The 26,947-nt window shown below is 62.9% G+C and carries 23 protein-coding genes; 14 read left to right on the top strand and 9 right to left on the bottom strand.

The window, feature by feature from the left end:
• Positions 1-93 precede the first annotated feature (93 nt).
• From V1290_RS08010 to V1290_RS07995, 4 genes are read right to left on the bottom strand one after another with little or no spacing between them, the layout of a single operon-like run.
• The gene (locus tag V1290_RS08010) at positions 94-828 is read right to left on the bottom strand and encodes a molybdate ABC transporter substrate-binding protein (protein ID WP_334363899.1); all 735 of its coding nucleotides are present in this window, start codon (positions 826-828) and stop codon (positions 94-96) included.
• Positions 825-2,966 (bottom strand): xanthine dehydrogenase family protein molybdopterin-binding subunit, encoded by a 2,142-nt coding sequence (locus V1290_RS08005; RefSeq protein ID WP_334363898.1) that lies wholly within the window; start codon positions 2,964-2,966, stop codon positions 825-827. Before V1290_RS08005 ends, V1290_RS08010 begins: the two co-directional genes overlap by 4 nt.
• Positions 2,963-3,433 carry a (2Fe-2S)-binding protein gene (locus V1290_RS08000; RefSeq protein ID WP_334363897.1) on the bottom strand — a complete coding sequence of 157 codons (471 nt, stop codon included), beginning with the start codon at positions 3,431-3,433 and terminating at the stop codon, positions 2,963-2,965. Before V1290_RS08000 ends, V1290_RS08005 begins: the two co-directional genes overlap by 4 nt.
• 20 nt (positions 3,434-3,453) lie before the next feature.
• On the bottom strand, positions 3,454-4,431 hold the full coding sequence (locus V1290_RS07995; protein ID WP_334363896.1) for a Bug family tripartite tricarboxylate transporter substrate binding protein: 978 nt from the start codon (positions 4,429-4,431) through the stop codon (positions 3,454-3,456).
• Between the two features lie 188 nt (positions 4,432-4,619).
• Here V1290_RS07995 and V1290_RS07990 point away from each other — a divergent pair, with 188 nt between their 5' ends.
• From V1290_RS07990 to V1290_RS07965, 6 genes are all read left to right on the top strand, one after another.
• Complete coding sequence (locus tag V1290_RS07990; RefSeq protein WP_334363895.1) at positions 4,620-5,681, top strand: ABC transporter substrate-binding protein; 1,062 nt, start codon at positions 4,620-4,622, stop codon at positions 5,679-5,681.
• Between the two features lie 5 nt (positions 5,682-5,686).
• Positions 5,687-7,060, top strand: coding sequence for an MmgE/PrpD family protein (locus V1290_RS07985; RefSeq protein WP_334363894.1), 1,374 nt, complete (start codon positions 5,687-5,689; stop codon positions 7,058-7,060).
• 6 nt (positions 7,061-7,066) lie between these two features.
• Positions 7,067-7,819, top strand: a complete 753-nt coding sequence (locus V1290_RS07980) for a 3-oxoacyl-ACP reductase family protein (RefSeq protein ID WP_334363893.1) — start codon at positions 7,067-7,069, stop codon at positions 7,817-7,819.
• 84 nt (positions 7,820-7,903) lie between these two features.
• Entirely contained in the window at positions 7,904-10,012 is a 2,109-nt protein-coding gene (locus V1290_RS07975) for a molybdopterin oxidoreductase family protein (RefSeq protein WP_334363892.1), read from the top strand.
• 66 nt (positions 10,013-10,078) lie between these two features.
• Positions 10,079-10,861, top strand: a complete 783-nt coding sequence (locus tag V1290_RS07970) for an enoyl-CoA hydratase/isomerase family protein (protein ID WP_334363891.1) — start codon at positions 10,079-10,081, stop codon at positions 10,859-10,861.
• A 662-nt stretch (positions 10,862-11,523) separates the two neighbouring features.
• Entirely contained in the window at positions 11,524-12,048 is a 525-nt protein-coding gene (locus V1290_RS07965; RefSeq protein WP_334363890.1) for a D-glycero-alpha-D-manno-heptose-1,7-bisphosphate 7-phosphatase, read from the top strand.
• A 206-nt stretch (positions 12,049-12,254) separates the two neighbouring features.
• On the opposite strand, the gene V1290_RS07960 is transcribed toward V1290_RS07965, so the two are convergent.
• The 3 genes from V1290_RS07960 to V1290_RS07950 all read right to left on the bottom strand — a co-directional run bounded on the left by V1290_RS07960 (position 12,255) and on the right by V1290_RS07950 (position 16,501).
• Positions 12,255-12,683 carry a GlcG/HbpS family heme-binding protein gene (locus tag V1290_RS07960; RefSeq protein WP_334363889.1) on the bottom strand — a complete coding sequence of 143 codons (429 nt, stop codon included), beginning with the start codon at positions 12,681-12,683 and terminating at the stop codon, positions 12,255-12,257.
• 28 nt (positions 12,684-12,711) lie between these two features.
• Positions 12,712-15,654: an FAD-binding and (Fe-S)-binding domain-containing protein gene (locus tag V1290_RS07955; RefSeq protein WP_334363888.1), complete on the bottom strand. Its 2,943-nt coding sequence runs from the start codon at positions 15,652-15,654 to the stop codon at positions 12,712-12,714.
• A 97-nt stretch (positions 15,655-15,751) separates the two neighbouring features.
• Entirely contained in the window at positions 15,752-16,501 is a 750-nt protein-coding gene (locus V1290_RS07950; protein ID WP_334363887.1) for a GntR family transcriptional regulator, read from the bottom strand.
• Positions 16,502-16,635: 134 nt separating this feature from the next.
• On the opposite strand from V1290_RS07950, the gene V1290_RS07945 reads away from it, so the two are divergent.
• The 3 genes from V1290_RS07945 (at position 16,636) to V1290_RS07935 (ending at position 20,013) form a co-directional block, all read left to right on the top strand.
• Positions 16,636-17,838: a pyridoxal-phosphate-dependent aminotransferase family protein gene (locus tag V1290_RS07945; protein ID WP_334363886.1), complete on the top strand. Its 1,203-nt coding sequence runs from the start codon at positions 16,636-16,638 to the stop codon at positions 17,836-17,838.
• Between the two features lie 141 nt (positions 17,839-17,979).
• On the top strand, positions 17,980-19,179 hold the full coding sequence (locus V1290_RS07940; protein WP_334363885.1) for a pyridoxal-phosphate-dependent aminotransferase family protein: 1,200 nt from the start codon (positions 17,980-17,982) through the stop codon (positions 19,177-19,179).
• Positions 19,180-19,215: 36 nt separating this feature from the next.
• Positions 19,216-20,013: an enoyl-CoA hydratase/isomerase family protein gene (locus V1290_RS07935; protein WP_334363884.1), complete on the top strand. Its 798-nt coding sequence runs from the start codon at positions 19,216-19,218 to the stop codon at positions 20,011-20,013.
• Positions 20,014-20,038: 25 nt separating this feature from the next.
• Here V1290_RS07935 and V1290_RS07930 read toward each other — a convergent pair whose 3' ends face one another.
• Positions 20,039-20,368: a hypothetical protein gene (locus tag V1290_RS07930; RefSeq protein WP_213253380.1), complete on the bottom strand. Its 330-nt coding sequence runs from the start codon at positions 20,366-20,368 to the stop codon at positions 20,039-20,041.
• A gap of 673 nt (positions 20,369-21,041) precedes the next feature.
• Between V1290_RS07930 and V1290_RS07925 the strand changes: the two genes are divergently transcribed.
• Entirely contained in the window at positions 21,042-22,028 is a 987-nt protein-coding gene (locus tag V1290_RS07925; protein ID WP_334363883.1) for a Bug family tripartite tricarboxylate transporter substrate binding protein, read from the top strand.
• A gap of 5 nt (positions 22,029-22,033) precedes the next feature.
• Here the strand turns inward: V1290_RS07925 and V1290_RS07920 are convergent, their stop codons facing one another.
• Positions 22,034-22,684 carry a class II aldolase/adducin family protein gene (locus tag V1290_RS07920; RefSeq protein ID WP_213284853.1) on the bottom strand — a complete coding sequence of 217 codons (651 nt, stop codon included), beginning with the start codon at positions 22,682-22,684 and terminating at the stop codon, positions 22,034-22,036.
• A gap of 91 nt (positions 22,685-22,775) precedes the next feature.
• Here V1290_RS07920 and V1290_RS07915 point away from each other — a divergent pair, with 91 nt between their 5' ends.
• From V1290_RS07915 to V1290_RS07900, 4 genes are read left to right on the top strand one after another with little or no spacing between them, the layout of a single operon-like run.
• Complete coding sequence (locus V1290_RS07915; protein ID WP_028347262.1) at positions 22,776-23,651, top strand: S-methyl-5'-thioadenosine phosphorylase; 876 nt, start codon at positions 22,776-22,778, stop codon at positions 23,649-23,651.
• Positions 23,652-23,692: 41 nt separating this feature from the next.
• Entirely contained in the window at positions 23,693-24,796 is a 1,104-nt protein-coding gene (gene mtnA, locus V1290_RS07910; protein ID WP_334363879.1) for an S-methyl-5-thioribose-1-phosphate isomerase, read from the top strand.
• A gap of 60 nt (positions 24,797-24,856) precedes the next feature.
• Positions 24,857-25,399, top strand: coding sequence for a tripartite tricarboxylate transporter TctB family protein (locus V1290_RS07905; RefSeq protein WP_334363877.1), 543 nt, complete (start codon positions 24,857-24,859; stop codon positions 25,397-25,399).
• Between the two features lie 36 nt (positions 25,400-25,435).
• Complete coding sequence (locus tag V1290_RS07900; protein WP_334363876.1) at positions 25,436-26,947, top strand: tripartite tricarboxylate transporter permease; 1,512 nt, start codon at positions 25,436-25,438, stop codon at positions 26,945-26,947.

Genomic DNA, 26,947 nt, shown 5'->3' with positions numbered 1-26,947 from the left:
CTCAATTGATATATTAGTATATGAATTGGCTTTGACAAACCAAAAATCGTGCTGCGCACCTATTTCTTCGTGTTGGGTGTGATCCGCAGAGGCTCATCCGGAGGTCAGAGCAGTGGCGGCCCAATTGGGGCCGCTGATGAAGCCCGCACGTTTGCGCTGTTCATATTGTCCGTCGCCAATCAACAAGTCGATCAGGTGCTGGGCTTGTTGCGGGTGGGCGACGGCTGTCGTGATGCCAGCTGTGTACATCGTTGCAAGTTCGCAACCCGCCGGCAGCGGACCGGATAGGGTTACGCCTTTGGTGCTGATGATCTCGGTCGATTGTGTGCACCCGATCGGGCGCCGTGCCTTGGACGTCGCCAGTTCGCGCATCGCCGTCGCGCCATTCGGGAAAATCCTGAGTCGGGCGGCGAGCTCATCGGCGATGCCGAGCTGCTGAAGAACATTCGCAACGTGAATTCCGGCTGTCGAAGCTTTGGTGTCCGGCACGAAGATCGCATCGGAGGCGAGCAAAACCTCGCGCAAGCTGGTAGCGTCCTTGGCGACAGCCTGGGGATCGCCGGCGCGAACGGCGAGGGCGGTTTCGACCAGGCCGATATCGGCTATCGAAGCGGCAACAATCAGCTTCTCCTGCGCCAGTTTGGCGAGGAGTGCCGCGGTCAGGACGACGATGTCGGCCGGTGTGCCCTTGCGCAATTTGTCGGCCATGACGCCGACCGCGCCGAACTCGCCCGCGATATCGAATCCGGTGTTAGCCTTGAAGGTTGGCGCCAGGCTTCCGACCAGGCCCTGTGCGGCGCCGCCGCTCAGGAGGTTCAAGCTGCTCATAAGCTCAATTCCATCGCCGCGATGATCCTGTCACGCGTGATGGGCAAATCGCGCACCCGCACGCCGAGTGCGTCGAACACGGCGTTGGCAATGGCCGCTGTAACCGGGCCGTGGGCGGCCTCGCCGGCACCGACCGGGTCCATATCCGGCCGCTGGATGACCTCCACCTCGACGTCGGGCACTTCGCTGAAGCGCAGGATCGGATACTCCGTCCAGCTCGTGCTGGTGATGCGTTCTCGGTCAAAGCGCACGCGCTCTTTCAACACCCAGCTCGTAGCTTGAATCGCGCCGCCTTCGATCTGGTTGATGACGCCATCCGGATTGATCGCTTCGCCGACATCGACCGCCAGCGTCAGCTTCCTGACATTGATCTCCTCGGCGCTCTCGATCTCGGCGATCGCAGCGCAATAGGCGCCGGTGTTCTTGTAGCGGCCAAAGCCTATGCCGTGCCCAATGCCGGGCTGCTTCTCGGGCTTCCACCCGGCGCGCGCGGCCGCGGCGCGGATGACGTCCTTGGCCCGCCCATCCCGCAAGTGGCGCAGCCGGAATGTGACCGGGTCCTCGCCGCGCTCGGCTGCGATTTCATCGAGGATGGATTCAATCGCAAACACATTGCCCTGCCCACCAAGCGTCCGGAGCGCGGAGGTGCGTATCGGCATGGTTGTCAGGCGGTGGCTTTCGATGTGCCAGGATGGAAAATCATAGAGCGGGACCGAGTTGCGATCGCCACCCCCGCCGTTGGCCTGCGGCGGATTGGTCGAGACCATGCGTGGAAACGGGTTCTCCAGTTCGAACGCTGCCAGCAAGGCGGGCTGAGCCGCGCGCCCCGGCCGCGCCGCATGGCCGTTGCTCCAGATGGAATGTCGCCAGTCGATAATTTCACCCTGCGCATCAAGATCGGCCTCGATCTCGATCGCCATCGCTGCGCCAAACGGCGCATCCGACATTTCGCCCTGGCGCGACCATTGGGCCCGGACCGGCCGGCCGCCGGCGGATTTGGCGAGCAGCACTGCGTCGAGCGCGACGTCGTCGGCTGCGTTGTGGCCGTAGCAGCCCGCGCCTTCCAGATGCTCAACGGTGATGTTCTCGACCGGGAGATTGAGAACCAGCGCTAGATCGGCACGCAGGAGATAGACGCCCTGGCTGTGCGTCCAGACATGAACGCGATCGCCGTCCCACTGCGCCATGGCACAGGAGGGTGCGATCGACGCGTGAGCAATATAAGGGCGGGTATATTGCCGCCTGATCGTCCGCGTCACCGTGCCGGGTGCTGCGGCAGTTTTCTTGCCGATAATAGTGGATTCGGACGGTTGCACTTTGAGAAAGCTTGCGAGGTCGTTTTCGTCTGGCAGCGGCTCGCCGGCGGACCAGGTCGCGCCCTTGCGCAACGCATTGAGGGCTGCCTCCGCATCATGCTCGGTCTCGCTGACGACGCCTGCAAAACTGCCGTCGCGCACGATGGCAACGAGACCGGCAACCGCACGGGCGCCATCTTCGCTCAAATCCCGGAGTTTCGCGCGCGCATGCTCCGGACGCAGCACGCGTCCGTGCAGCATTCCCGCCAACGCGCGGTCGTGGATGAACCGCGGCCGACCAAGAACCTTGTCCGGAATGTCGATCCGTTGGACCGAATGCCCGGCCAGCATACGGCTCGTTGCGATCTTGGGCGCTATGCCGGGTGTCGCGTCGCGATCGAGCGAAACCTCATCGGCAAGTTCCCAATAGCTGGTCCTGACATTGCCGGGGCCCGAAATGATGCCGTCCTCGATATGGAGGGTGTCGATGCCGACGCCCAACCGTTCGGCTGCCTGCTGAAGGAAGATATAGCGAACCTCGGCGCAGGCATGACGCAGCGCACGGCCCGATTGCTGGATGGAAAGGCTTCCCGATGTGACGCCCTCGTTCGGGCTGACGGCAGTCGACGCCCGGATCATCTGCACGCGAGCTAGATCGATATCGAGTTCGTCGGCGGCGATCTGCGCCAGCGCCGTCACGATGCCTTGCCCGATCTCGACCTTGCCCGGCGAGACCGTCACCTCTCCGCTGCTCGAGAACTTCAGCCACGACGATAATTTCGGGTTCGCCGCAAGGCTTACCGGCAAGCCGGGCGCGGAGGGAGCGGGCGCTGGCTGGTTCATTCGGCCGCCATTTCTTCGGCCGCGCGCAGCACCGCCCGTACCATGCGATTATGCGAGCCGCAGCGGCAGAGATTGCGGTCGAGCGCTTGCTTTACCTCCCGGCTGGTCGGCGACGGATTTCGCTTTAGCAGCGCCGCCGCGCTCATCAGGATGCCGGAAACGCAATAGCCGCATTGCAGCGCCTGCTCAGCGATGAAGGCACGCTGCAACGGATGCGGCCGCTCGCTCGTTCCCAGCCCTTCGATTGTCGTGACATCCTTGTCCGCCACCGACCAGAGCGGCGTATCGCAGGCCGATATCGCGCGATCGCCGACCATGACGTTGCAGGCGCCGCATTCGCCGGCGCCGCAGCCGAAATGCGGTCCGGTCATACCGAGTTGTCCGCGCAGAATGTCCAGCAATGACCGCTCCGGATCGGCGTCAACCTCGGTCTCGGCGCCGTTGAGGCGAAATCGAACGCTCGGCATCGAACCTTCTCTCGCAGCTTCTATTGCGGCGGCTTATCGAATTTCTTGACCACTTCCGCCCATTTCACAATATCGCCGCGCAGGAATTTGTCGAACTCTTCAGGCGTCATCGACATCGGAACCGCGCCCTGCCGGGTCCAGAGCTTGACGATATCGGGCCGTTTCACCACCGCGTTTACCGCCGTACCAAGCTTGTCTATGATCGGCTTTGGCGTGCCTGCGGGCGCCATCAAGCCGAGCCAGATGGTGGCCTCGTAGCCGGAAATGCCAGCTTCGATCACCGTCGGCGCGTTGGGAAGAACGGTCGATCGCGTCTTGCCGGTCGTCGCCAGCGCGCGGACCTGGTTTTCCGCGACGTTCGGGGCCATCGCCGGAACTGCGTCGATCATCATCTGAACCTGGCCGCCGATCACGCCGCTGCGCGCCTCGCCGCTGTTACGGTAAGGCACATGCACGAGGTCAATGCCGGCCATGGCTTTGAACAGCTCGCCTGCCATATGGTACGGCGTGCCCTGGCCGGAGGAAGCGTAGTTCAGTTTGCCGGGCTGCGATTTGGCGAGCGCGATGAATTCCTGCAGCGTCTTCGCCTGCACGGAAGGGTGAACCACGATGACGAGGTCGGAATAGTTGACCGGTGCGATCGGCGCGAGGTCGCGCATCAATTCGTATTTGCGTTGCGGCACCAGCGATTCATTCGCCGTTTGGGTGTTTGACATCATCAGCAGCGTGTAGCCGTCTGGCGGCGACTTGACGACGTCCTGCGTGCCGATCACGCCGCCGGCGCCGGTGCGGTTCTCGATCACGAAGGCCTGGCCAAAGCTTTCCTGCAGGATGCTGCCGATCTGCCGGGCGGTCACGTCGGCAGGCCCTCCGGCGCCGAAGGGCACGATCACCTTCACCGGCCGCGACGGATAATCCTGCGATTGCGCTGGCGCGATTGGGGACGATATTGCGAGCAGAGTTGCAGCCAGCGCCAATGTAATCCTTGGGCTTGTCATCTCCATCCCTCGAACTTGTGTTCTGTTCGTTGCGCCAAGTCTAGCTGCAACGCAAATGAGCTGTCGACGAAAGAGTCGCTGCGCGCCTTCGGAATAAAGGGTATTCTCCGGTGTACCGGACCCAGCAAGAACGAGCCCGGGGAAAGGCCCCGCAGAACAGGCCTGACAAAATGTAGATGGGAGCGCCAATGAATTCGATTTCGCGACGCAACCTGCTCAAGGGCACGGGCGCCGTTCTCGCAAGCGCAGCATTTTCCACGCGCGTCATGGCGGCTGCGCCGCCGCCGGAAGCGGTCACACCCGCGCTGATCGAGGCGGCGAAGAAGGAAGGCAAGGTCATCTATTACACCTCGACCGACTTGCCGGTTGCGGAGAAGCTGGCCAAGGCGTTCGAGGCGAAATATCCTGATATTGCGGTGCGTGTCGAGCGCACCGGCGCGGAGCGCTTGTTCCAGCGTATCGGCCAGGAATATTCCAGCAACATCCACGCCGTCGACATCGTGAACTCATCCGACGCCGCGCATTTCATCGTCTGGAAGCGTGACGGCATTCTGGCGCCTTACGTGCCGGAAGACGTCGCAAAATTCTATCCGGCCGAGCACAAGGATCCGGACGGTCAGTTTGCGAGCTTCCGCGTCTGGCTCAGCATCATTGCCTACAACACAAACTTGGTGAAAGCGGAGGACGCGCCGAAGAGCTTTGCCGATCTGCTCGATCCCAAATGGAAAGGCAAGATCGTCAAGGCACACCCGGGCTATAGCGGCACCATCATGACCGCGACCTACCAGATGCAGCGCGATCTCGGCTGGAGCTTCTTCGAAAAGCTCGCCAGGCAGAACATCATGCAGGTGCAGTCGTCGGCCGATCCGCCGAAGAAGCTCGATCTAGGCGAGCGCGCCGTGATGGCCGACGGCAACGAATACAACATCTTCCAGATGAGGGAAGCGGGTCGTCCGGTCGAGCCGATTTATGCCACGGAGGGCTCGCCGCTGATCATCGGACCGAACGGTGTCTTCAAGGATGCACCCAATCCCAACGCGGCAAGACTGTTCCAGTCGTTCAGTCTCAGCCGGGAGGCCCAGCAATTGATCATCGATGTCGGTGGCCTGCGCTCGGTGCATTCTCAAACCGTCGAGAAGGCAGGGCGCAAGCCGCTCAAAGACATCAAGACCATGAAGGACGACGCCGCGGCAGTAGAGAAGGAAAGCGAGGCCATCAAGGCGCGCTACACCAAGATCTTTCGCATTTGACCGGGATGGCCTCCGGACTGCCCAGGATTTCGGTCGCCGAAACGCTTGCCGAAAGGATCGCCGCACTGAAGCCTGGCGCGTTACCGGCTGAAGCCGTCCGCAAATGCGAGGACCTGCTGATCGACGTGGTCGGCCTGTGCGTTACCGCGCGCAACGAGGACTACGTCGGAAGTGCGCTGGCCGGTTGCGACGATGATGGTCCGTGCACGGCGATCGGGCACAAGCGCACGCTGAGTGCGGCCGGCGCCGCCTTCGTCAACGGCACCGCCGCGCATGGCGAGGACTTCGACGACACTTTTGAGGGTGGTCCGGTGCATGCCGGCGCGGTGATTGTCCCGGCAGTGCTTGCCGCCTGCGAGCGGCACAACCCGGATGGCCGAATGGCGCTGATCGGGATTGCGGTGGGCACCGAAGTGCTGTGTCGGCTGAGTCTCGTGGTGCCCAAAGCGGTTCACAAGGCGGGCTTTCACCCGACTGCGGTCTTCGGCGCGATGGGCGCTGCCGCCGGCGTCGGTGCTGTCCTTGGCCTCAACGCCAGGCAGATCGTCGATGCGCTCGGCATTGCCGGCAGCATGGCCGGCGGCATCGTCGAATATCTTGCCGAAGGCGCCTGGACCAAACGGCTGCATGCCGGATGGGCGGCGCAATCCGGCATCCGCGCGGCGCTGTTGGCGCGGGGAGGGTTCGTCGGGCCGCGCACGGTATTCGAGGGTGTGCACGGCTTGTTTCATGCCTTCGCACACACCACCGATGGCGACTATGGCGCGCTGACCGGCAATTTCGGTACGCGCTGGGTCACGGACACACTGGCGTTCAAGCCCTATCCATGCGGAACGATGGCGCAGCCCTATATCGATTGCGCGCGCCGATTGGCCGCTCGCGGCATCAAACCAGAAGACGTGGCCGAGATCGTCTGCGAGGTGGCGGAAGGCACGGTGCACCGGCTGTGGGAGCCATTGGCCGACAAGCAGCGTCCACGCAACGGCTATGCGGCAAAATTTGCCGTGCCCTATCTGCTGGCCACCGGCTTCGTGCATGGCGGGGTCGGGCTTGCCGCGTTCACCGAAAGCGCGATCCGCGATCAGCAAGTGCTGGCGCTCGCCGCCAAGGTGAAATTCGTGATCGACCCGGACAATCCCTATCCGAACAACTACACCGGCCACATCCGCGCTACGCTCCGCGACGGCAGCGTGGTGGAAGAGCGGCAGCCGTACCTGCGCGGCGGTGCGCAGGAGCCGTTGACGCGGCAGGACGTGACCGACAAGTTCCTGCTCAACGCCGAGCATGGCGGCTGGAGCGCCGCGCAAAGCGACGCGGCGCTGAAGCTGATGGCGGGGCTGTATGATGGCCACATCGATCTTTCCTCATTGCGCGGGTAGCGGCTCATGACCAAAGAACTCGCCGGCAAAGTCGCCATTGTCACCGGCGCAGGCCGCAATATCGGCCGCGCGATCGCGCTGACGCTGGCCGAAGGCGGCGCGTTCGTCGTGGTGAACGGGCGCAGCAACCGCACCGAAGCGGAGGCAGTCGCCCAGGAGATCGAGGCCGCCGGCAGCAGGGCGGTGGTTCATATCGGCGACGTCGCTGATGCTCACGCAGTGCAGGCCATGGTGGATGCCGCCGTGCAGCAATTCGGTCGTATCGATATCCTTGTCAACAACGCCGCGCTGCGGCGCGAAAAGCCATTCGCCGAGATGGGCTATGCGGCGTGGCGCGAAATCCTCGACGTGACACTCGATGGCGCGTTCCACTGCGTGAAGGCCTGCCTGCCGGCGTTGCGAAAGTCCGGCGCGGGGACCATCGTCAATATCGGTGGCCTCAGCGCGCACACGGGGGCAAAAAATCGCGCGCATGTAGTGACGGCGAAGGCTGGCATCATCGGCTTGACCCGCGCGCTGGCGCACGACCTCGCTGATGACGGCATCACCGTGAACTGCGTGGTTCCCGGCCTGATCGGCACGCCGCGGCCGAAGGATAAGCCGGAGCCGGCGCATCACCTGACCCATCAGACCATCAGCGGCAATCGGGGACTGCCGGAAGACGTCGCCGCAACCGTGCGTTTCCTGTGCGGGCCTGGCGCGCGCTACATCAACGGGCAGGCGATCCATACGAATGGCGGCGCCTATTTGGGCGCCTGATGCATGGCTAAAGGCCGTTTTTGCAGACGTACTGTCGGACAAACCCTCTCGGCGACCGAGGTGTTTGATGTTACCTAGAAACGCATGAACCAGCATGCCAAGGTCGATATCCGCCATTCCACCTGTCCGCACGATTGCCCGTCGGCCTGTGCGCTCGATATCGAAGTGATCGACGGGCGCTCGATCGGCCGGGTCCGCGGCTCCAAGCAGCAGACCTATACGGCGGGCGTCGTCTGCGCCAAGGTGGCGCGCTACGCCGAGCGCATTCATCATCCCGGCCGGCTGCTCTACCCGATGCGCCGCACCGGACCGAAGGGCTCCGGTCAGTTTGCGCGGATTTCCTGGGATGAGGCGCTGGACGAAGTCGCGGCGCGGTTCGATCAGGCCGAGCGTGAATTCGGTGCTGAGTCGGTCTGGCCCTATTACTATGCCGGTACCATGGGGCTCGTCATGCGCGACGGCATCAATCGCCTGGCGCATGTGAAGAAGTACTCGCGCTTCTACTCGACGATTTGCGCCAACGTCGCGCGCGTCGGCTTCGCCATCGGCACCGGCAAGATCGCCGGCGTCGATCCGCGCGAGATGGGCGTCTCCGATCTCGTCGTGATCTGGGGCACCAATCCGGTGAACACCCAAGTCAACGTGATGACGCATGCCTCACGTGCCCGCAAGGAGCGCGGCGCCAAAATCGCGGCGGTCGACGTCTACAACAACGACACCATGAAGCAGGCCGATATCAAGATATTGCTTCGGCCGGGGACCGACGGCGCGTTCGCCTGCGGCGTCATGCACGCGCTGTTCCGCGAAGGATACGCGGATCGCGCCTATATGGATCGTTATACCGACTGCCCCGACGAACTCGAGGCGCATCTGGCGACGCGCACGCCGGAATGGGCTTCGAACATCTCGGGCGTACCGGTCGAGGAGATCGAGGCGTTTGCGCGCCTGGTCGGCCAGACCAAGCGCGCGTTCTTCCGCCTCGGCTATGGCTTCACCCGCAGCCGCAACGGTGCCACGCAGATGCATGCGGCGCTGTGCATCCCGGCGGTGACGGGTGCCTGGCAATACGAAGGCGGCGGCGCATTCTTCAACAATGCTTCGATCTGGCAGTTCAACGAATCCATCATCGAAGGCCACGATGCGATCGATCCCACGACCCGCTGGCTCGACCAATCAAAAATTGGACGCATCCTCACCGGCGATGCCGACGCCTTGAAAGGCGGCGGTCCCGTCAAGGCAATGCTGATTCAGAACACCAATCCCGTGACGGTCGCGCCGGAACAAGCCTTGGTGCGGCAGGGCTTTGCGCGCGAGGATCTGTTCGTCGCGGTGCACGAGCAGTTCATGACCGAAACGGCCGTCATGGCCGACATCGTGCTTCCCGCCACCATGTTCATGGAACATGATGACCTCTATTACGGCGGCGGCCACCAGCATATTTCGGTGGGCGCGAAGCTGATCGATCCGCCCGGCGAGTGCCGTTCCAACCATGAGGTGCTGCAGGGCCTCGGCCGCCGCCTCAATGCCGTGCATCCCGGATTTGAGATGACGCCGCGCGAACTGATCGACGCGACGCTGAAGAAGAGCGGTCACGGCGACATCGAGACGCTGGAAGCGGATCTGTGGCGCGATATCCAGCCGGATTTTCGAACCTCGCATTATCTCGACGGTTTTGCGCACCCGGACAAGAAGTTCCACTTCAAGGCCGATTGGGCGAATCCTCCGTCCGGCAAGCCTGGCCTCGGTCCGTGGGAGCAGATGCCGTCGCTGCCGGACCACTGGACGGTCATCGAGGAGGCGGATGAGGCGCATCCGTTCCGGCTCGCCACCAGTCCGTCGCGCAGCTTCCTCAATACCAGCTTCAACGAAACCCCGTCGTCGATCGCGCGCGAGGGCAGTCCGACCGTCATGATCCATCCCGAGGATGCGGCGTCACTCGGGATTGCTGACGGCGATGCCGTCATGCTTGGCAACACGCGCGGCGAAACGACGTTGACCGCGCGGCTATTCGACGGCCTGCGCCGTGGCGTGCTGGTCGCGGAATCCATTCATCCCAACAAGGCTCATATCGGTGGTCAGGGCATCAACATGCTGACCGGAGCCGAAGCCGTCGCGCCGGTCGGCGGCGCGGCGTTTCATGACAACAAGGTCTGGGTGAAAAAGGCGACGTCAGCCAGTGGGCGCAAGCGTTAGATCGCTCTTGCAGTCCACCGTCATCCTGCCGCAAATGCTTGCCACGGCAAAAAGGCGAGCGGGACAATGACTGACATGACGAGTGTGATAAACGAAAAGCGCGGGCAGGCGTTCTGGATCACCATCAACCGCCCGGACAAGCGCAATGCCATCAATGCCGATGTGGTCGCTGGCATCGCCCGCGGCTATCGCGATGCGCATGACGACAAGGACGTCCGCGTCATCGTCCTGACAGGAGCAGGCGACAAGGCGTTCTGCGCCGGCGCCGACCTGCAGAACAGTGGTGCGGCCTTTGCGATGGACTATTCGCGGCCGAATGTCGATTACGCTGATTTGCTGAGGCTGTCGCAAAATGCCACCAAGCCCGCGATCGCGCGGGTCGGGGGCGTCTGCATGGCCGGCGGCATGGGCCTGCTGTGCATGACCGACATGGCAGTCGCTGCCGATCACGTCATCTTCGGGTTGCCCGAGGTGAAAGTCGGCGTATTCCCGATGCAGGTATTGAGCTTGCTGCAGTCCATCGCGCCGAAGCGGCTGGTCAGCGAGTGGTCGCTGACCGGCGAGCCGTTTGATGCGCACGCGGCACTGGCTGCCGGGCTCCTGAACTACGTGGTGCCGGCGGCCGAACTCGACGCCAAGGTCGACTGGCTGGTCAGCCGCATCGTCGACAAGTCGCCGACGGCGATCCGGCGCGGCAAATATGCGATGCGGGCGATCGCCGCGATGTCGTTCGACGAAAGCATCGCCTATACCGAAAGCCAGATTGCGCTATTGGCGATGACGGAAGACGCCAAGGAAGGGCTGAGGGCTTTCAGCGAGAAGCGAAAGCCTGCGTGGCCCGGCAAATAGCTCGATTGTAAGTCCGCGAAGGCAAGCTGACGCCTTCGAGCACGCAAGGAATGGAGGCTGAGACCGTCAGGGGACTCAAGAGGCCGCAAACCGAAGCGGCCTTATTTCTCTGTCATCAACATTAGACCCCAAGCCATGGTCGCCAATACCGGGATGGCCAAGAGGGACGGCTGGCGGCAAAGGCTCGCCGCCATCGAGCAGGCGGGGCCACCCGACCACCCATTGTCGTGAGCCAGTCCGACGAAAATGATCGAAAGTGTGGCAAGGGCTACAGCGATGACGATCGCGGAAATACCAAGGGTACGCATAGTCGGCACTCGAAAGGGTAGGCACGGGAACAGATTGAAGTGGAACCTGAGCCGAATTTCTGTCGCGATTAGGACGGTTCCATAGCGGCTCACGGACAACACCGGGGCAGCAGCGGACGGCTAAGTGTCGATTCTCATGCAACATTGTCGCAAGTTCCTTGCTCGAAATTAGTCGAATTCCGGACCCGGTTCCGCTCAGAATATGGGAAATAATACCTCGCTATTCCAACGACATCGTGCTTTGAAATCTCATTCCCCGAGGGGGCTCCCTCGGGTAACAGCCAAAGTCCTCGAACATCAACAAATGCATCAGCGATCTTCACCAATCCTTTCCTGCTTTTCTTAGGCGATGAAATGAAAAGACCAGCGATTTTCTTTGATCGAGATGGGGTGCTCAATGAGGACCACGGCTATGTTTTCGAGATTAGTCGGCTGAAATGGATTGAGGGAGCGCGCGAAGCGGTCAAACTTGCCAATGGTGCTGGATATTTTGTGTTCGTGATTACTAACCAGTCGGGAGTAGCTAGAGGTCTTTACGAGGAAACTCACGTAGAAGCGTTGCATAAGTGGATGGAAAATGACCTGGCCAAGATCGGTGCGCACATAGATGCATTCGAGTACTGCCCTTACCATCCCGAGGCAGCGATAGAGCGATACCGTCGAGTAAGTCCGCGACGCAAGCCTGCACCAGGGATGATCAAGGATCTCGTGGAGCGCTTTCCGGTGGACGTCAGTCGCAGCATTCTGATAGGCGACAAGCCCACCGATCTAGAAGCAGCGCAGGCTGCTGGCATAAAAGGGTATTTGTTTCCGGGGCACAACTTAGCGCAGTTTTTGAAATCGATATTGGCGCTAAACAGGGGTCTGCATTCGTTGTAGCATCAGATGTGTCGATCGAGGCCGGCGCGGAGGACACTCCGCGCTCGCTCGCTAAGCCGAATCCCCATGACCGGTGCGGATGGTCTTTCGCGATCGAAATCCGCAACGGTGCGGCGGAAGCCGATGTCGTTTCGATTGCGGTGAGCTAGCGTTCTCGCAACGCGCGAGGCGTCAGCTAAATGAGATCAATTGACGACGCCCGACCGTTACCCCGCATTTGCCTTCAGTCCGACGGCCTCGATGCCGGCGATCGCGCAAGTCTCGTCATTATCGGACGTGTCGCCACTGACGCCGATTGCGCCGAGCAACGTCGCGCCGTCCATGATCAGCACGCCGCCCGGCACCGGCACTAGGCGCCCCTGTGCCAGCGCATTCACCGCGCCGACGAAATAAGCTTGCTCCTGGGCCCGCTGGAACAATGCGCGCGATCCCATGCCCATTGCGAGCGCGCCATAGGCCTTGCCGTGCGCAATCTCGGCCCGCATCAGGCTGGTGCCGTCCTGCGCCGCCGTGACCTTCACGCAGCCGCGGGCGTCCAGAATGGTGATGACCAGCGGCTTCAGCTTCTTCTCGACGCCTTTGGCAAGCGCGGCATCGAGAATCTTGCGGGCGACGTCGAGAGTGAGCTCAGCCATAAATGAATTCCTTTGCGATTAGGCAGGATTAGCGGTTGGATTGCGCGCTGTCGAGGCTCATCGCGAGCACCCGGGCGACATGCAGTGATGCACGGTTGGTGCCATCCTTGATCTGATGGCGGCATGAGGTGCCGTCGGCAACGATCAGCGTGGCGGTATCGGCGCGGCGCACCGCCGGTAGCAGCGACAGCTCAGCCATCTCCATCGAAGCCTGATAGGTGTCGGCGCCGTAGCCGAAGGCGCCAGCCATGCCGCAGCAACTGGACTCGATAGTTTCGACGCCGAGGTCGGGAATGAGACGCAGCACCTTCTCGACCGGCTTGAACGCGCCGAATGATTTTTGGTGACAGTGGCCATGCACCAACGCTTTCGCCGGCATGGCGCCAAGCGGCAGCTTGAGCCGGCCGGCCTCTGCCTCACGAACCAGGAATTCCTCGAACAGCAATGCATGCGCGCTGACGCTCTTGGCGTCATCGTCCGAGCGCAGCGACAGCAGTTCGTCGCGCAGCGTCAGGAGACAGCTTGGCTCCAGCCCGACGATCGGCACGCCGCGCGCGGCGAACGGCGCATAGGTGGCGACCAGCCGGTTCAACTCGCTGCGCGCCTGATCGACCAGACCCGCCGAAAGGAAGGTCCGCCCGCAGCACAGCGGCCGGGCGCGATCCGTCGGTCTCGGCAAGTGGACACGGTATCCGGCTTCGACCAGAACGCGTAGCGCAGCGTCGAGATTCTCCCGCTCGTAAACACGATTAAACGTGTCGGCGAACAGCACGATCTCGCGGCCATCTGCCGGACCGAAGATCTCGGTTTCCGGCCTGAACACGTCGCGGCGGAACGCGGGCAGGGCGCGCTTCGCGCTGATGCCGGCAAATTTTTCGAACAATTTGCGCAATATCGGACTGCTGTTGCGCCAGTTGGCGACCGACGCGAAGCGGGACGCTAGGTCCGCGTAGCGCGGCAGATAGCCGACCAGCCGGTCGCGCAACGAAAGACCATGTTTTGCCGCGCGTGCAGCCAGCACCTCGATCTTCATCTTGGCCATGTCGACGCCGGTCGGGCATTCATGGCGGCAGGCCTTGCAGGACACGCAGAGCTTGAGTGTCTCCATCATCTCGTCGGAGGCCAGCGCGTCAGGGCCCAACTGTCCCGAGATCGCCAGTCGCAGCGTATTGGCGCGGCCTCGCGTAACGTCCTTCTCGTTGCGGGTCGCGCGGTAGGACGGACACATCACGCCGCCCTCGAGCTTCCGGCAGGCGCCGTTGTTGTTGCACATCTCGACCGCGCCCTGAAAGCCGCCGCCGGCGCCCGGATAAGCCGACCAGTCGAGCACGGTCTTGAGCTCAGCCACACGATAATCCGGCCGATAGCGGAACAGCGAGCGGTCGTCCATTTTTGGCGGATCGACGATCTTGCCGGGGTTGAGCAAATTGTTCGGATCGAAGCGCTGCTTGACCTCCCTGAAATCGGCAACAATGCGCGAGCCGAACATCGCTTCGTGGAATTCGGAGCGAACCAGTCCGTCGCCATGCTCGCCGGAGTGCGAGCCCTTGTACTCGCGCACCATCTCGAATGTTTCTTCGGCGATGGCGCGCATCGCCTTGACGTCCTTCTCAAGCTTCAAATTGAGGACGGGCCGCACATGCAGACAACCTTCGGAGGCATGCGCATACATGGTGCCGCGGGTGCCGTGCTTGGCGAAGATGGCGTTGAGCCGCTCGGTGTAGTCGGCGAGGTGCGGCAGTGGCACGGCGCAATCCTCGACGAAGGAGACCGGCTTGCCCTCCTGCTTCATCGACATCATCACGTTAAGGCCGGCGGCGCGGAAATCGGCGATGCCGGTCTGCAAGCCTGGCTCCGTGATCTCGACCACGCCGCCCCATTTGCGTTGTGGCCTGTCCCAGCCGAAGCCGAGATCGGCCATCAGTTCGCCGAGTTGCTTCAGCCGATGCAAATTCTCGGCCTGATCTTCCTCGGCGAATTCGACAACCAGCACCGCATCGGGATCGCCGCGCACGGCCGTGGCAATGATCGGCTGGAACATCGCGATCTCGCGGCCGAGCGCAATCATGGTGCGATCAACCAGTTCCACCGCAATCGGCCGCAGCTTCACCAGATGCTGGGCGGCATCCATCGCCTCATAGAAGCTGCCGAAATGGCAGACGCCGAGCACCTTGTTGCGGATCACAGGCCATAGCTTGAGCTCAACCTGCGTGGTGAAGGCAAGCGTGCCTTCGGAGCCGACCAACAGGTGCGCCATGTTGTTGCGCGCGTTGCGCGGCACCAGCGCATCGAGGTTGTAGCCGCCGACGCGGCGCTGCACCTTTGGAAATCGCTCGGATATCTCGGCGGCCTCGCGCTCGCCGAGATCGAGCATGTCGCGGAACAGCGCAAGCCCGCTCTGGGGCGAATTCACCCGCGCCAGATCCCGCGGCACCTCGCCGAAATGCAAAAGCGTGCCGTCGGCCAGCGCCGCATCCATCGACAGCGTGTTGTCGCGCATGGTGCCGTAGCGCAGCGAACGGCCGCCGCAGGAATTGTTGCCGGCCATACCGCCGATGGTGGCGCGGGAGGCGGTCGAGACGTCGACCGGAAACCAGAGCCCGTGCTTTTTGAGCCGGCGGTTGAGATCATCGAGCACGATGCCGGGCTCGACCACGCAGGTGCGGTTTTCTACATCGAGCGACAGGATGCGGTTCAGGTGTTTGGAGAAGTCGACGACGATCCCGTCGTTGACCGTCTGGCCGCACTGCGACGTCCCGCCGCCACGCGGGGTGACGATCCGGCCCTCATCCTTCGCGATGGCAAGTGCCCGCATCGCCTCGTCCATGGTCCGGGGCACCACCACGCCGAGCGGCAGGATTTGATAGAAGGAGGCGTCCGTTGCGTAGCGGCCGCGGTTGAAGGCGTCGAACAGGACATCGCCCGCCATGTTTGACCGCAAACGTCGCTCGAGCGTTGAGGCGTTCTTCATCCCAAATCCAAAGTGATCCAAGAGGGGGCTACCCCTTCGACACGGTTATGCACTTTTTTATCGAATGAACTAGCTTATGAATTCATAATCGGCAAGATTAGCCCTCCGCAACCGTGGCTGCGGTGGCGTCCCGTGCTTCAGCCAAGTGCTCGATAGCGGCGGTCCGCTTGTTACGCAAATGCTCGAACAGGATGTCGCTCAGCTCGCTTCCGGCGCGGCGACGCAACGCATCCAGGATCGCTTCGTGCTCGCGCATGGCCTCCGCCCAGCGCTGCCGCTTGCGGGCGAAGTTGGCGGAGTAGCGGACACGGCGAATCCGGCCGGCGAAGTTGGCGTAGGCCGTGCGCAGGGTCTCGTTGCGCGCAGCGGCGACAATGCTCTCGTGGATGCGCTGGTTGATCTGAAAATAGCCGTGCATGTCGCGGTGCAGGTAATGGCCGTACATTTTGTAGTGCAGCCGCTCGATTTCCGCGATTTCCTCGTCGGTGATGGCTTCGCAGGCTAGGCGCCCGGCCAGGCTTTCCAGGCCGGCCATCACGTCGAAAAGCTCCTCCAGGTCGCGCTGGCTGAGCTGACGTATCCGCGCGCCGCGGTTGGGCAGGAGCTCGATCAGGCCCTCTGCGGCCAGAACTTTCAGCGCCTCGCGCAGCGGCGTTCTTGAAATGCCGAGCATTTCACAGAGCTGCCGCTCCGGAACCCGCGCGCCTTCCGGAATGTTGCCCTCAACGACATGGTCGCGAAGGCGCAGCAAAATTTCCCCGTGCAGTGATGGTTCCTGCCGGTCGGCGCCGCTGCTGGACGCGGATTGGGCGATCGGCGCCCCATCTTCGGGAATCATTGATTTCATTTGCATAACCGTAGTTTGCCAAATCTGCGGCGTCGACGTTTCAGATCGAATGCCAAATTAGCATTGAAAAGATAAAAGATGAATGCAAAATGAGGCCGGCACTATCAAGAGGCGGGGCCTAGTGGGAGGTTTTCATGCAGCAAGGACGTCATTTTCTGCAGATTCCAGGGCCCAGTCCGGTCCCGGACCGCGTTCTTCGCGCGATGGACATGCCCGTGATCGACCACCGCAGCGCCCAGTTCGCCGAACTCGGGCGGGCCGTGCTCGGCGGCAGCCAGAAGATTTTCCAGACCTCGGGACCAGTGGTGATCTTCCCGTCGTCGGGGACAGGGGCCTGGGAAGCCGCCATCGTCAACACGTTGTCGCCTGGCGACAAGGTTCTGATGGTGGAGACCGGCCATTTCGCGACCCTGTGGCGCCAGATGGCGGGACGCTGGGGAATTGACGTCGACTTCTTGCCCGGCGACTGGCGTCGTGGCGCTGATCCGGCGGTCATCGAAGAAAGGTTGGCGCGCGACACATCGCATGCACTCAAGGCCGTGATGGTCGTCCACAACGAAACGTCGACGGGTTCGACCAGCCGGATCGGCGAAATCCGCGCCGCGATGGACCGGGTCGGTCATCCGGCCTTGCTGATGGTCGACACCATCTCCTCGCTGGGATCGGTCGAGTACCGGCACGACGAATGGAAGGTCGACGTCAGCGTGAGCTGCTCGCAGAAAGGGTTCATGTTGCCGCCTGGTTTGGGCTTCAACGCAATCTCGGACAAGGCCCGCGCTGCAGCCAAGACCAACAAAATGCCGCGGTCGTATTGGGATTGGGAGGAAATGCTGAAGCCGAATGCGAATGGCTTCTTTCCCTATACCCCGGCGACCAACCTGCTCTACGGCCTGCGCGAGGCCGTTGCGATGTTGCTTGAGGAGGGGCTCGACAAGGTCTTCGCGCGCCATCAGCGGCTCGCCGCTGCTACGCGTGCCGCCGTCAATCACTGGGGACTGGAGGTGCTGTGCCAGGAGCCAAGGGACTTTTCCCCAGTGCTCACCGCCGTGCTGATGCCGCCGGGGCATGACGCGGACCAGTTCCGCAAGGTGGTGCTCGACAACTTCAACATGTCGCTCGGCTCCGGACTGTCGAAGGTGGCTGGCAAGGTATTCCGCATTGGTCATCTCGGCGAATGCAACGAGCTGACCTTGCTCGCTGCGCTGACGGGCGTGGAGATGGGATTGTCGGTCGCGGGCATTCCGTACCGGGCCGGCGGGGTCGATGCCGCGATGAAGTATCTGGAGCAGCGTCCCCAAGGCAATTCCCCGGCGCATCTCAAGGTCGTCGGCAGCTAGCCAGCGCCTCGCGCCTGCCGGCGACGCCGCTCCAGCCCTGCTCCTTGCGCATTGACGTGCTGCGTCCGGCGGGCGACAAGCCCGCCGAATGGTGATATTCGAGCGGCTCGAAACGCCAAGGCAATACCGGGAAGGACGCCCATGACTGTGCATACTGGAAGGCATTTTCTGCAGATTCCGGGACCGACCAACGTGCCGGACCGGGTGCTGCGCGCCATGGACATGCCGACCATGGACCACCGGGGTCCCGAGTTCGCCGAGGTTGGTCATGCCGTGCTGGCGGCCATGCAGCGGGTGTTCCGCACCAAACAGCCGGTTATCATCTATCCGTCGTCCGGCACGGGCGCATGGGAGGCGGCACTCGTCAATACGCTGCAGCCGGGCGACAAAGTGCTGATGGCGGAGACTGGGCAGTTTGCCGTGTTGTGGCGCGGCATCGCTGACAAATTCAAGCTCGACGTGGATTTCATTCCCGGTGACTGGCGTCATGGCGCAGACCTCGAGCAGATCGAGGCGCGGCTGTCGGCCGACAAGGCGCACAAGATCAAGGCCGTATGCGTGGTCCACAACGAGACTTCGACCGGCTGCGTCACCCATCCACAGGACGTCCGCAAGGCTCTCGACCGCGTCAACCATCCCGCGCTCTTGATGGTCGACACCATCTCTGGTCTGGGATCGCTGGAATATGAGCACGACGCCTGGGGCATCGACGTCTCGGTCGCTGGGTCGCAGAAAGGCCTGATGCTGCCGCCGGGTCTCGGCTTCAACGCCATCTCGGAAAAGGCGCTCGCGGTGGCGAAGGCCAATCCCGCGATGCGCTCTTATTGGGACTGGCAGGAAGTCATCGCGATCAACAAGGCGGGCACCTGGCCCTACACGCCGGCAACGAACCTGCTGTTCGGGCTGCGCGAAGCGGTCAAGATGCTCGAGGAGGAGGGCCTCGAGAATGTCTTCGCCCGCCACAAGCGCCACAGCGCCGCGACGCGCGCGGCCATCAAGGTGTGGGGGCTGGAAACGCAATGTCAGGAGCAGGGCGCGCATTCGCCCGCGCTGACCGGCGTCGTCATGCCGGAAGGCCATAACGCCGACAACTTCCGCAAGGTCGTGCTGGAAAACTTCGACATGTCGCTCGGCACCGGCCTGAACAAGATCAAGGGCAAGGTGTTCCGGATCGGCCATATCGGACACTTCAACGACCTGATGCTGATGGGCACGCTGACGGGTGTCGAGATGGGTCTCGATCTCGCCAAGGTGCCGCATCGCGGCGGTGGCGTGCTGGCGGCGATGGAAGTGCTCAAGGGACGCGACGTCGTGGCGATGCCGAAGGCCGCCGTTGCCTGAGCCTGTTTGACCGAAACAAAAATAGAGAGAGCTGCTATGAACGCTCCGGTAGCTTCGACCGAAGACCTGATCTATTCCGTCGAGGACGGCATCGCCCGGCTGACGTTCAACCGTCCGCAGGCGCGCAACGCGCTGACCTTTGCCATGTACGAGCAGATGGCGGCGATCTGCGAGACCATCAACAACGATCGCTCGATCAAGGCGATGATCTTGACCGGCGCCGGCGACAAGGCGTTCGCATCGGGCACCGACATTTCGCAGTTCCGCGCCTTCAAGACCGCACAGGACGCGCTCGACTATGAGGCGCGGATCGACCGCGTGCTCGGTGCGCTGGAGGCCTGCCGGGTGCCGACGATCGCGGCGATTGCCGGCGCCTGCACTGGCGGCGGGGCCGGGATTGCGGCGTGCTGCGACATCCGCATCGGTACCGCGACAACGCGGATCGGCTTTCCGATCGCGCGTACACTCGGCAATTGCCTGTCGATGTCCAATATCTCCAGGCTGGTTTCGCTGGTCGGCCCCGCGCGGACCAAGGACCTGATCTTCAAGGCGCGGCTGGTCGAGGCGCCGGAAGCGTTGGCGCTCGGGCTGCTCAATGAGGTGGTGCCCGATGTCGCAACGTTGCAGCGCCGCGCCGACGAGACTGCGAAACTCGTTGCGAGCCATGCGCCGATCACGCTCGAAGTCACCAAGGAAGCGGTGCGCCGCATCCGGCGGACATTGACGCGTGACGAGGGCGAGGACCTGATCCTGCGCGCCTATATGAGCGAAGACTTCCGCGAGGGAATGGACGCATTCCTCAACAAGCGCTCGCCGAACTGGAAGGGCAAATAGGGTACCAAGCGTTCAGAACCGCGCACTATGGTTTGGCGGCCTTTTTGGCCAGTTCCATACCGAGGTCGAGCGCCGCGATACCTATTCTGTCTGAGGGCGTGGTGAGGCAACGTTGATCCATCCACGCGATGATCGCATCGAAGTCGCCGCCACCCACCATGTCCCGCTCGCCGCTGATGTTCAGGCCGCTGATAAATCCAACCAGCCAGGATTCAAAGCTTCCTTTGACGACCGCATTCTTCTTGCGGTTGGTCCAAGCCGTGCAGGTTTGAGAGCCCGCACCAATTATTGAGGAGCCGGCGTCCGCGGTGGTGGCAAGACAAGCCAGGAGAAAACCAATCGCGAACGCTTTCATGCTTTTTCGCCGACCATTATTCGTCGGATCGTAGCGCAACCGGGCGCTACTTCTTGAGACAAAGACCAACGGCCGGACCGGTACCGCACTTGGCGCCATCGGGGGCACCGCCTGACGGACAGAACACCGACACCAGGTTTTCATTTGCATCGCAGCCGACCTCGCCGCTGGCCTGAACCGACCTGATGGAAGCGCCAGCCGGTCCGGGATCGCCTTTCGGACCGGGTACACCCTGCGGTCCCTGTGGCCCTTGGGGACCCTGTTGCCCTTGAGGGCCGGGCACGCCTTGCAAGCCCTGTACGCCCTGTGGCCCGGCCGGTCCTTGTGGGCCGGTATCTCCTTTCGGTCCTGGATCCCGTCCGCACCCCGCGAGGGTCAGCGCCGCACCCATGAGGGCGGTCATCAAAATCCTTCTCATTCGGTCTCTCCTCCTCCTGATTGTCCTTGTAACGTGCATTAGATGGGCCCACGCGCAGCCGTGCAACGGAAAAGCCGCGGGCTTGAATCGGCTGCTGCGAGCTACGAGCCTGCTGCTGGAGGGGTTTGCGCCTCATGCAAAAGTCATAGGCGGCACATTGCGGTGCAGCTTGAACTCTCGTCGGTTCGCCCGCACAATGGCGTGGCGGGCAATGATAATTTTTCTAAATACAACAATGACATAGGGAAGAAACTCGTGGGACAGATCCTCAAAGCCGCGGCCGCCTTGACGGCCCTGATCGCAACCACCCCTGCGTTTGCCGCTTGGGAGCCGACCAAGCCGGTGGAAATCGTGGTCGCGGCCGGCGCCGGCGGTGCCTCCGACCAGATGGCGCGGATGATGCAGGCGGCGATCCAAAAGAACAATTTGATGAAGCAGCCGATGGTTGTGTCGCTCAAGGGCGGGGCGTCCGGCGCCGAGGCGCTGATGTACATGAAATCCAGCGACGGCGATCCCAACAAGGTGCTGGTCGCCTATTCCCTGATCTACATGCTGCCGCTGTCGGCCAAGATCCCGTTCAACTGGCGTGACCTGACGCCGGTGTCGGTGGTCGCGCTCGACCAGTTCGTGCTGTGGGACAATGCCGAGGGTCCGAAGACGGTGAAGGATTTCATCGCCGCCGCCAAGGCGGCGAACTCGCCGTTCAAGATGGGCGGCACCGGCTCCAAGCGCGAGGACCATGTGTTGACGGTTTTCATGGAGCAGAAGACCGGCGCAAAATTCTCCTATCTGCCCTACAAGTCCGGTGGCGAGGCGGCGACGCAGCTTGTCGGCAAGCACACCGAAGCCAATGTCAATAACCCGTCTGAAAACCTCGAAGTCTGGCGCGCCGGACAGGTCCGCGCGCTGTGCGTGTTCGACAAGGAGCGCATTTCCTACAAAACCAAGGTCACGGAGACGCAGTCCTGGAACGACGTCCCGACCTGCAAGGAGGAAGGGCTCGACGTGCAGTACCTGATGCTGCGCGCGATGTTCCTGCCCGGCAAGGTGACGCCGGAGCAGCAGGCGTTCTATGTCGACCTGTTCCAGAAGGTGACGCAGACGCCGGAATACAAGGACTATATGGAGAAGCAGGCGCTCAAGCCGATCTTCCTCACCGGCAAGGACATGCTGAAATTCCTCGAAGAGGACGACAAGCTGAATGCCTCGCTCATGAAGGAAGCGGGCTTCGTCGCGAAGTAACGCGCTTACTCCTCCGCGTGGCCGTATCCGGCCATGCGGAGGCGGACTTTCTCGATTTCCGCACTTGACAGCAATGGCGGCGTGCCGATCTGCAGGCAGCCGTGATATTGCCGCGCCAGCGTTTCGACCTCGACTGCAAGCCACATCGCCTTTGCCAGTGACGGCCCGATCGCGATCATGCCGTGATGTTCGAGCAGGCAGGCCAGCCGTCCCTCCAGCGCGCGGACGGCGTGTTCGGAGAGCTCCTGGGTGCCGAAGGTCGCATAGGGCGCGCAGCGGATGGTGTCGCCACCGGCGACGGCCACCATGTAGTGCACCGGCGGAATCTCCATGCCCATGATCGCCAGCATGGTCGAGTAGGGCGGATGGGCATGGACGATCGCCTGCACCTCCGGGCGGGCCTTGAGGATGTCGCGGTGAAACCGCCACTCGCTCGATGGCCGCTGGGCGGGATCGTGGTTGCCGTCGAGGTGCATGTAGACGATCTGCTCGGGCTTCATTGCCTCGTAGGGCGTGCTGGTCGGGGTGATCAGCATGCCATCGCCGTGGCGCAGGCTGATATTGCCCGACGTCCCCTGATTGATGCCGAGTGCAGTCATGCGCAGGCAGGCATCGATGATGGATTGACGTTTTTCCCGGTCGTTCCTGGTCGGCATTTTGTGGCCTCTTGCAACCGTGCGACAATGCTTGATTATTGCGGCGCAGTATAGTCGAACATCTTCCGTGTAATCGTAAGTGGGAGAAGTCATGACGCGTGCCGTGCTTGGCATCATCGGCGGATCCGGCATCTACGACCTGCCGGGGTTGGAGGATGTCCGCGAGGAAACCATCAACAGCCCGTGGGGCGAGCCGTCCGCGCCGCTGATGCGCGGCATCATCGCCGGGCTGCCGGTCGCGTTCCTGCCGCGCCATGGCAAGGGGCATGTGCTCTCGCCCTCCGACATCAACTACCGCGCCAATATCGACGTGCTGAAACGGGCAGGGGTTACCGACCTGGTTTCGCTGTCGGCCTGCGGCTCCTTCAAGGAGGAACTGCCGCCCGGCACGTTTGTGCTGGTCGATCAGTTCGTCGACCGCACCTATCGCCGTGAGAGCTCGTTCTTCGGCAAGGGTTGCGTCGCCCATGTCTCGATGGCCCATCCGGTTTCGCCGCGGCTGCATGTGCATCTGGCGGCGGCGGCCGAGGCTGAGGGGATCGCGGCGGTGCGGGGCGGCACCTATGTCTGCATGGAAGGGCCGCAGTTCTCCAGCCTCGCGGAGAGCCAGACTTACAAGGCGCAGGGTCATTCGGTGATTGGCATGACCAACATGCCCGAGGCAAAACTCGCCCGCGAGGCCGAGATCTGTTACGCCAGCGTGGCGATGGTCACCGATTACGATTGCTGGCATCCTCATCATGAGGCGGTCACCGTGCAAGATATCATTCGCGTGCTGAACTCGAATGCCGGCAAGGCCAAGGCGCTGGTCGCGCGTCTCGCCCGGGATTTCCCGCGTGAGCATGAGCCGTGCCCGATCGGCTCGGACAAGGCGCTGGACACCGCCCTGATCACGGCGCCGGAAGCGCGCGATGCAGAATTGCTCGCCAAGCTCGATGCCGTGGCCGGAAGGGTGCTACGGTCGTGAGGATGTCTTCCAGCGAGCGCACGACGCGAAGGGCGTAGGACATGAAGGTCGATGGCCGGCATTTTCGCAGCATCTGGCTTGAGGACGACGGCTGCACGGTCGGTGCGATCGACCAGCGGCGATTGCCGCATGAATTTGTGGTGGCGCGTATCGCGAGCGCCGCCGATGCGACCGAGGCCATCCGCTCCATGCTGGTGCGTGGCGCGCCGCTGATCGGCGCGACTGCGGCTTACGGCATGGCGCTCGCCATGCGCACGGACGCTTCCGATGCGGCGCTCGATCGCGCCTATGCCACGCTGCTGGCGGCACGGCCGACGGCGATCAACCTGAAATGGGCGCTCGAGGAGATGGCGCGCTTGCTTCGGCCGCTGCCAGCGTCGAAACGCGTCGCGGCAGCCTACCAGCGCGCCGCCGAAATTGCCGATGAGGACGTCGCGATCAACCAGGGGATCGGCCGGCATGGTCTGGCGTTGATCGAACAGATCGCGGCAACGAAGCAGCCGGGCGAGCCGATCAATATTCTGACCCATTGCAATGCCGGCTGGCTCGCGACGGTGGACTGGGGCACGGCCACGGCGCCGATCTACCTCGCCCATGATAGCGGCCTGAAGGTCCATGTCTGGGTTGACGAGACCCGGCCGCGCAATCAGGGCGCTTCGCTGACTGCCTGGGAACTTGGGCACCACGGCGTGCCGCACACGGTGATCCCCGACAACACCGGCGGCCATCTGATGCAGCACCACATGGTCGACCTCGCGATCGTTGGCACCGACCGGGTGACGGCCAGTGGCGATGTCTGCAACAAGATCGGCACCTATCTGAAGGCGCTCGCCGCCCATGACAACGGCGTGCCGTTCTATGTTGCACTGCCGTCGCCCACCATCGATTTCAGCATCGACGACGGCATCAGGCAGATTCCGATTGAACAGCGCAACACCGAGGAGGTGGCGACCATGACCGGCCGCACCACTGACGGGCGCGTCGAGACCGTGCGCGTGGTTCCCGACGGCTCGCCGGTTGCCAATTACGCCTTCGACGTCACGCCGGCGCGGTTGGTGACGGGCTTGATCACCGAACGCGGCCTGCTGCGGCCCGATCGTGCTGCACTTGCGAGCGCATTCCCGGAGCGCAGCGCCGGACATTGACGCCGGCGACATCGGCACGTATCCCCGTTTAGGACTGTCGTACCGGGGGGCACCGTCTCCATGTCCAATACCGACATCGAAATCGTCGTCGAGGATCCGACCGCGCCGGAGGCGGACTCGCCTCAGAGGGCGAGCGTTCGGGTGGTCGACGTGGCCGTCTGCCTTCTGCTTCTCGCGCTTGCGCTGACGCTCGGGTACGACAACTGGCGGACGGGCGCGGGCTGGGAATCCACCGGTCCGCAGCCCGGCTATTTTCCGTTCTATCTGTCGATTATCCTCGGTGGCGCCAGTCTCTACGGCCTGGTTGCGGCGTTCCTGTCGCGCCGGGAAGCCTCCGAATCCTTCGTGACGCAAGCGCAGCTTCGCCGCGTGATGGCGGTGTTCGTGCCGACGGTTCTGTTCTGCCTCGCCACGCAATTCCTCGGGCTCTATGTCGCAAGCTTCCTTTTGATCTCCTGCTTCATGCGTCTGGTCGGCAAGATCGCGTTGTGGAAGTCGCTGCTCACCGCCGTCGTGTTCACCGCTGCGATGTTCGTGACCTTCGACGTCGCCTTCGACGTCATCATGCCAAAGGGCCCGCTCGAAGCGGCGCTCGGCCGCTAACCGGTCGGTGGGACACAAGCCATGGAAGCCCCGTAAATGGAAGCCTTGGGCCTCTTGATGCACGGCTTCGCCGTGCTGCTGACCTGGAAGACGCTGCTCCTGATGATGACCGGGCTGGTGCTCGGCATTTTCGTCGGCGTGCTGCCCGGCCTCGGCGGTCCGAACGGCGTCGCGATCCTGCTGCCCCTGACGTTCACGATGGACCCGACCTCGGCGATCGTGATGCTGTCCTGCATCTACTGGGGTGCGCTGTTCGGCGGCGCCATCACCTCGATCCTGTTCAACATTCCGGGCGAAGCCTGGTCGGTCGCGACCACCTTCGACGGTTACCCGATGGCGCAGCAGGGCAGGGCGGCGGAAGCGCTGACCGCGGCCTTCACTTCGTCGTTCATCGGCTCGCTGGTCGCGGTGATGCTGATTACGTTCCTGGCGCCGATGATCTCCTCGTTCGCGCTGAGATTCGGACCGCCCGAATTCTTCGCGGTGTATCTGCTCACCTTCTGCTCCTTTGTCGGGCTCGGCCGCGAGGCCAAGCACAAGACCGTCATTTCGATGTCGCTCGGTCTCTTGCTCGCGGGCATCGGCATGGACACCGTGTCCGGCCAGTTGCGCATGACCTTCGATTCGGCGGAGCTGTTACGCGGCGTCAACTTCCTGGTCGCGGTGATCGGCCTGTTCGGCATCAGCGAGATCCTGCTCACGATGGAGGAGCGGCTGGCGCTGCGCGGCCACGCCGCCGGCATCTCCTTGCGCGTGGTGCTGTCGGTGTGGAAGGACCTGCCGAAATACTGGGTGACGCTGTTCCGCTCGTCCTTCATCGGCTGCTGGCTCGGCATTACGCCGGGCGGCGCGATTGCGGCGTCCTTCATGGGGTACAACCTCGCCAAGCGCTTCTCCAAGGACCGGGACAGCTTTGGCAAGGGCCGCATCGAGGGCGTGTTCGCGCCGGAGACCGCGGCGCACGCCTCCGGTACAGCGGCGCTGCTGCCGATGCTCGCGCTCGGCATCCCGGGCTCGGGCACCGCGGCGATCCTGCTCGGCGGCTTGATGGTGTGGGGGCTCAATCCCGGGCCGCTGCTGTTCGTCGAGCACAAGGATTTCGTCTGGGGCCTGATTGCGTCGATGTATCTCGGCAACGTCGTCGGCCTCGTGCTGGTGCTGACGACGGTGCCGATCTTCGCATCCGTCCTGCGCGTGCCGTTCGCCGCCGTAGCACCGATGATCGTGGTGTCCTGCGCGATCGGTGCCTACGCGATCCAGAACGCGATCTTCGACATCTGGCTGATGCTGGGCTTCGGCGTCGTCGGCTACGTCTTCAAGAAGATCGGCATTCCGCTCGCGCCGTTCACGCTGGCGCTGGTGCTCGGCAACCGCGCCGAGGATGCGTTTCGCCTGTCGATGATCGGCGCCGGCGGCGATTTGAAGGTGTTCTGGTCGAATGGCCTGGTCGGCTCGATCACGACACTGGCGATCGTGTTGCTGTTCTGGCCCGTCATCGACAAGGCGTTCGGCAGCGTCACGCGCATGTTGCGGCCGGCGAAGGCGTAG

This window comes from Bradyrhizobium sp. AZCC 1578 (assembly GCF_036924675.1).
Classification (GTDB): domain Bacteria; phylum Pseudomonadota; class Alphaproteobacteria; order Rhizobiales; family Xanthobacteraceae; genus Bradyrhizobium.
The sequence above is the reverse complement of the archived record's forward strand: the minus strand, read 5'-3'. Positions and strand labels throughout refer to the sequence as shown.